The sequence below is a fragment of the uncultured Campylobacter sp. genome (genome assembly GCF_938045535.1).
GTDB lineage: Bacteria > Campylobacterota > Campylobacteria > Campylobacterales > Campylobacteraceae > Campylobacter_B.
Window position 1 is genome coordinate 1 of record NZ_CALIMQ010000113.1, and the last position, 5,708, is coordinate 5,708.

Consider the following 5,708-nt stretch of genomic DNA (forward strand, 5'->3'; position numbering starts at 1 on the left):
CATTAAAAAATCGGGGAATATTAGTATATGAGACTTATCGGATTTATTAGAGGTGAAAATGTCATAGTCGCCACGGGCGGGGTCGAGTATAGCTACGAAATGCTGGGCGAGCGCGATCCTAGCCTAACCGACGGCGATGAGGTAAGCTTCGACACGCTAGCATCCAGCGCGATAAATATAAAGCGCGTCGAGGGTTCTAAATCCAAAGACCGTGTAGCGCAAAAAGTAGCCCCACAGCCAAAAGAATCTGCAAAGCAAAACGATGAAATTTTTGGCGATAAGAATTCCGCAGAAAACAATGTATCCGAAGCGCCATCCTTTCAAAGCTCCACCGAAAATATCGCAGAGGATAAATCCGCCGTAAAAGAAGCGAAGGTCGCAAAAAAATTTAATAAATTTAAATTTAACCGCAAAGCCAAGCTTACGAGTGCAAAAAAACCGAAATTCTTTGGATTTGAGTTCGTCCAAACAGACGATCTGCGCACCACACAAAGCGTCGAGAGTAAAATTTATACTTCATCTATCCGCAAGGAAGGGCTTAAATCCATAATCCTGCCCATAGTGCCGATAGTCCTTATTTTGATATTCCGCTCGCAAATCGCAAGCATATTTCTATCTTTTTCGCAGATCCAAGACTACGTCAATCAAGACACGGTTTATATGGTAATGGATCTGCTGATTTTCCTTAGTTTTGCGCTATTTTATCTGCTGCCGCTTAACCGCGCGATAAACCTACTCTCCATAGCGACGCACGATCAATACCCGATGCATCAAATGGCGAATTACAACGTCTTTATCATCCTGTGCGTCATCTCTACGATCCTACAGGATAAGAGCCTGGGGCTAGATGAGTTCGAGCAGTTTTTCATCTGCGGCGTGATCGGACTTGGGCTCATTTCGTTTTATTATAAGTTCAAGGCGTTTTCGTTTATGTTTTTCAAAACTGCAGGCTCAATCCTATTTGCTCCTGCGCTGCTTGTGGAGCTCGCGGCTATTATTTTCATCGGCATCGGCGACCGCTATACTGGCGCGTCGATGAAATTTATGGAGCTTACAGGGCTATTTTTTGCGAGCACGGCGTGGCGATACATAATAATCTTTATCGTTATGTCGCCGCTTTATTTCCTTGGATTTTGTATGCTAAGGCGGATTAAAAAATAAATTCTACAAAATTTTGCCGCAGATTTGGCTGCGATGAAATTTTACTACGATAGAATTCCACTCAAAATTTCATCGCAAAATTTAGCACGAAGACAGAATTTAGCGGGGATTTGAACTTTATCAAAGTAAAATTCTACCGCATTAAAATTTTATCGCAATAAAATTCCATAATTTTAGCGCAGATCGTACGCCCTAAAGCAATATATGTGTTTTATACGCGTTAATGCACGCTTACAAAATACACCAATGCCTGCGAAATTTCGATGCAATGCCCCTTATTTGACAAAAGCTGTGGCAATTGATATCACGGCTTTAAAATCCTACCGCTAAATTCCATCTTTAAATCTCGCGCGCTCAGCAAATATCGACGCAGAATTTTATCCACGCAATTCGGCGCGAAATTCAAAGCTAAATTTCACATCGCATTCTACGGCGAAATTCCAAGACATAACTCTATCATAATAAAATTTTGCTGAAATAAAATTCTAATTGATGCCAAAGCCTAAGTGCGGAATTTAAAGCTACAAGCTCCTCGCTCCGCAGCTAATTAAATTTCATAGCCAAAATTTTGTCGCGTTTAAATTTAGCTGCCCGCACGCCGTATTAAAATTCCGCCCGCTGCCGTCGCGGCTAAATTTAACTATCGCGCTAAATTCTGCGCCCTCGCCTGCTGAAATTTAATCTCGCGCCCCGCTTCGTGCGGCGTAGAATTCCCGCCTAAACTCTGCAAACCGCCCGCGCATTATCGCCTCTCTCATATCCGCGGCAAGGCGCAGGTAATAATGCAGATTGTGAATGCTTGCGAGGCGGTAAAAGCTAAGCTCGCGCGCGCGAAATAGATGATTTAGGTAGCCACGGCTGAAGCGCTTGCACGTGTAGCAGTCGCAGTGCGGATCGATCGGATCGTGATCGTTGATAAAGCCCGCGTTTTTGATGCTGATCTTGCCGAAGCTCGTAAATAGCGTGCCGTTGCGGGCGTTGCGCGTAGGCATCACGCAGTCGAACATATCCACGCCGCGAGCGACGTTTTCGACGAGATCCTCGGGCGTGCCGACCCCCATCAAATATCGCGGTCGCGCCGCATCGACGTATGGCATCATAGCCTCTACGGTTTCGTACATCAGCTCGTTTTTCTCGCCCACGCTGAGCCCTCCGATCGCAAGCCCGTCGAAGCTCATCTCGCACAGCGCTTCGGCGCAAAATTTGCGCGCCTGCGGGTCGGTGCCGCCTTGGATTATACCGAAGATATTTTGATGCGTATGCAAGCCGCGAGATTTCATGGCCTCGTGATAATCTATCGCCTCGCGAGCCCATTTTATCGTGCGCGCGACGCTTAGATCGATCCGCTTTTTAAGCCGCGATCTATCATCGCTGCTAAGTGCGCCAGGCTCACGCGGCAGCTCCACTAAATCGTCCAAAATCATCATAATATCGGAGTTTAGCTCATACTGCGTATCGAGCACGGAGCGCGGCGTGAAATAATGCATGCTGCCGTCGATGTGGCTTTTAAATTTTATGCCGCCCTCGTCGTTTTTGGTGTTTGCGCGCAGGCTAAACGCCTGAAAGCCGCCGCTGTCGGTCAAAAAGCTGCGAGAAAATTTCGTAAATCCGTGCAACCCGCCGAATTCCGCCACCACCCGCGATCCCGGGCGCAGATACATGTGATAGGTGTTGGCAAGGATGATCTGCGCGCCCAGGAGCTGCACTATATCCGTAGCATCGAGCGCCTTGACCGCGCCCACGGTGCCGACCGGCATAAAAACGGGTGTGCGGATCGTGCTGTGCGCCGTGCAGATCGTGCAAGCGCGCGCCGCGCCGTCCTCGGCGTCTATTTGAAAATCCATCTTGATCCTTTAAATTTAGCTTCTTGGCTTTTTTAGCCTCTTTTCGCGCACTCGGCGCAAAATTTTAAAAAGCGATTGTAGCGAAATTTAAATTTGCGGCAGGTAAAGGCGGGTTAAATTTAAAGGATATTATGAAGCGTTTGCGGATTAAAATTTAAGTAGCGGAGTCGCCGCAACTGCAAAACGTAAAATTTGCAAGCAAAACTATGACCACAAAATTTGAAAATACAAATTCGATTAAATTTACGAAGTGAGATTATTGATAGCAAATTTAGCTGAAAACGGTGCAAATTTGACCGCTTACGACGTTTTATTCGGCGGCTGCGTCTAAAGAAATTTAGCGGCTTTAGAGTTTTATCTTTGCACTTTCAAAAGCCGCGACGCGCTATATCGCTAAACGCTTTTGCGTGCGCGAGGCTTCCTTTTTAGGGGCGCGCTTTTTGCGGACACGCTTTTGCCGTCCGATAAATTTTGCAAGGCTAAATTTGCTTCGGATCTCTTTCTGCCCCGACTCTTTGCTTTTCTATTTTGCAAAACCTCGCTGTACGGCGAGCCGTAAAGGCTAGCGTGCCAGATCGCGCATCCTAGCATAACTATGCCGGAAAATTTATGCAGCTGCGACATGCGCGAGTTCATATTTAGCGCGGTTAGAGCCGTGATGCCCATACTCACTCCCAGTGCCGTTTTAGCCGCTTTGCGCTGAAAATTTAGATCCAAAATTTTATCTTCAATGCTCAAATTTTACCCCTTTAATGGAATTTAGTAGTAGCCCAATCGTCGTGCCGTTGTGCAGCAGTGCCGTAGCTACGGGGCTTAACGCGCCGAAGGTCGCCAAAAATAAAATGATCGAATTTATCCCCACGGTGGCGTTGAAATTTCGATTTACGAGCCGCAGCGTGTCGTTAGCCAGCGCCTTTACCTGCGCGACGCCCTCGATGTCATTTTTCAAAAGCCCGATCTGCGCGGAAGCCTTGGCGATCTCGGCGCCGTTTAGCATGCTGATACCAATGTCCGCCTTCATCAGGCTCGGCGCATCGTTTATGCCGTCGCCCACGAAGACCACCTTTCGCCCCTCGGCTTTTAACTGCTCTAAAATTTCGGTCTTTTGCGTCGGCAGTAGCTCGCCATAATAGCGATCTACGCCGAGCTTTTTGGCCACGACGCGAGCTTTTGATTTCACGTCGCCGCTTAGCATGACGATCTGCTCTGCACCCAACTCGCGGAGCCTAGCGATAACAGCGCGAGCGTTTGCGCGCACCTCGTCTCTAAGCCCGATGAGCCCCAAAAGTCTGCCGTCAAATGCGATGTAAAGCAGCGCGAGCCCCTTTTGCATCGCAAGATCGATGGTCTGCTCATGCGCTGCAAACGAGATCATCTCGTCGTCCTCCAGGAAGTGGCGCGAGCCGATGATGAGCTTTTTGCCCTCGATACTTGTTTTAACGCCGTGAGCGACGACGAATTCCACCTCGTCGTGGTGTTTGTGTATAAAACCGTGCTTTTTAGCCGCATCCACGATCGCCTCGGCTACGGGGTGAAAGTAATGCTCCTCCGCGCTTGCGGTTAAATTTAAAATATCGTTTTTGCTGAAGCGCTCGTCAAACGATATGATCTCGGCGACTTCCAGGTTGCCGTACGTAAGCGTGCCCGTCTTATCGAATACGAAGGTATCGGCACTCGCAAGCGACTCAAGAGCCTTGGCGCCTTTGATCAAAATCCCGTTCTTGCCCGCCTTTGAGATGCTTGATTTAAAAGCAACCGGCGTAGGCAGCTTAAGCGCGCACGAGTAGTCCGCCTGCAGCACCGAAGCTACGGTCATAAAATTTCGATTTATCAGATAGGACACGCCCGCAAGCCCGAAGGTCACCGGTACGAGCTTGTCGGCTAGGTGGGTCGTATGCATGCCGATGCTGGAGCGCTCGTTAAGAGATGCCGTGATGTAGTGCTTTATGCGCTGCGTGGAGGTGTTTTCACCGACGTTTTCCGCCCAGATACGGATCCTGCCCTCCTCCACGATAGTGCCGCTTAACACGCTATCGCCGCGAGATTTTTTCACCGCGACCGATTCGCCCGTCATATTGGCTTGATTTATCATCGCTTCGCCGCTTACGACGTGTCCGTCCACGGCTATAACGTCGCCTGCGCCCACGACCACGATGTCGCCTACCTTTAGCTTAGAAGTTGCGATTTTGACTTCAGTCTTTTTGCCGTTCTGATCTATCTCTACCCAAGCCTCCGCGATGTCCGGGCGGGCGAGCTCGCGGATTAAATCGTCGCTTTTATAAACGGTGCTTTCCTCCATGTATTCGCCAAGAGCGAGCATCGCGTTGGTGCTGTTTGCGGCAAAGATATCTCCGCGCGCGAGCGAAATCCCGACCGCCATCGCTTCAAGAGTTTTTGAGGTCAGTCCGTGACGAAAGCTTTCTTTAATGCCCTCTTTTAAGATAGGCATGCACGCTACGATACTAAATGCGCGCGCTAAAGGCGAAGTGCGAAAGATTAAATTTCCCCCCAACGCAAGAAGTGCTAAGATAAATTCGTTTTTGCTCGGTAAATTTTTATGGCTAGCGGGGATAATTGATTTTAGCTCGCTTAAATTTAAAGCCGCAAGTTGCCTTAGAATTCCTGCCTTATTTACGCCTGCGTCAAGCTTAAGGATCAAAGAGCCGATTTTAGCGTTAAATCTAGCTTCCGTTACGCCTTCAA

General features: G+C 48.5%; 4 protein-coding genes. 1 reads left to right on the top strand and 3 read right to left on the bottom strand.

Annotation, left to right across the window (positions count from 1 at the left end):
* The first annotated feature begins 27 nt into the window (after nt 1–27).
* Nucleotides 28–1,161 carry a hypothetical protein gene (locus Q0095_RS03655; RefSeq protein WP_297881451.1) on the top strand — a complete coding sequence of 378 codons (1,134 nt, stop codon included), beginning with the start codon at nt 28–30 and terminating at the stop codon, nt 1,159–1,161.
* A gap of 677 nt (nt 1,162–1,838) precedes the next feature.
* On the opposite strand, the gene tgt is transcribed toward Q0095_RS03655, so the two are convergent.
* The 3 genes from tgt to Q0095_RS03670 all read right to left on the bottom strand — a co-directional run.
* Nucleotides 1,839–3,005: a tRNA guanosine(34) transglycosylase Tgt gene (tgt, locus tag Q0095_RS03660; RefSeq protein ID WP_297881453.1), complete on the bottom strand. Its 1,167-nt coding sequence runs from the start codon at nt 3,003–3,005 to the stop codon at nt 1,839–1,841.
* Between the two features lie 393 nt (nt 3,006–3,398).
* Nucleotides 3,399–3,743 (bottom strand): hypothetical protein, encoded by a 345-nt coding sequence (locus Q0095_RS03665; protein ID WP_297881455.1) that lies wholly within the window; start codon nt 3,741–3,743, stop codon nt 3,399–3,401.
* The coding region (locus tag Q0095_RS03670; RefSeq protein WP_297881457.1) for a heavy metal translocating P-type ATPase at nt 3,733–5,708 on the bottom strand (1,976 nt) is incomplete at its 5' end. The genes Q0095_RS03670 and Q0095_RS03665, both read right to left, overlap by 11 nt.